This window comes from Lactobacillus fornicalis (assembly GCF_055362665.1).
The window spans coordinates 1-639 of record NZ_JBLTIM010000085.1 but is presented as its reverse complement, the minus strand read 5'-3'; the positions used below and the strand labels follow the sequence as shown (position 1 = coordinate 639).

The 639-nt window shown below is 31.6% G+C and carries 1 protein-coding gene; it reads right to left on the bottom strand.

Translation table 11 applies throughout. The features are described 5' to 3' along the window. Positions 1 to 54: 54 nt before the first annotated feature. A complete protein-coding gene (locus tag ACNDLV_RS08270) occupies positions 55 to 531 on the bottom strand; it encodes a nucleoside 2-deoxyribosyltransferase (protein WP_006585973.1) in 477 nt (158 codons plus the stop codon). Positions 532 to 639 lie beyond the last annotated feature (108 nt).

Below are 639 nucleotides of genomic sequence, written 5' to 3'. Positions count from 1 at the left end.
TTTTTGTCGTTTTTTATAATGAAAAAAGTAAAGCGTGGTATAAAACCACGCTTTTTAATATACTGCACCTTCATAAAAACCAAATCTTGGTTTATTAAAGTCAAAATCTTTTAATTCGCTAATTTTAATAGCGTTATCACAAACGCCCCAACTCATTAAGTTAATTGGCTTACCCAAATCTTCATCTGGAATAACCAATAAAACATATTTACCTTGGCTCATGGCATATCCTAATTCCATACCTAAACCTACATCTTCTTCCTCAGGAAGATATACACCTAGCATTATGTCACTAGTTTTAATTCCAATTAAGTCATTGGTGTATGTAGCACTAGCCCATTCTTTGTCATGTAAATATTCTGGATGTTCATCAACGCGAATACCTTTGTATTGATTTTGGAGTGGGACATAACTATGTTCCAAATCAATAGTTGGATTTTCTTTTAATGCAGTCATTGCAGCATCATATGCCTTAGTTTGCTTTTCATTAAACCAACCTGCACCAAAATAAAGTGTTCTTGTTCGTGTCATTTTTCTTTCCTTTCAATATTCTCTAAATTAACTCTATCATGAATTAATTTTAAATCTAGTCTTGATATTAAAAAAATAAAAGTACACATAACATATACGCGTGGTGCT

Excerpts from the sequence above, each read along its gene's own strand:
- ACNDLV_RS08270 (WP_006585973.1), bottom strand. The coding sequence starts at position 531 with ATGACACGAACAAGAACACTTTATTTTGGTGCAGGTTGGTTTAATGAA.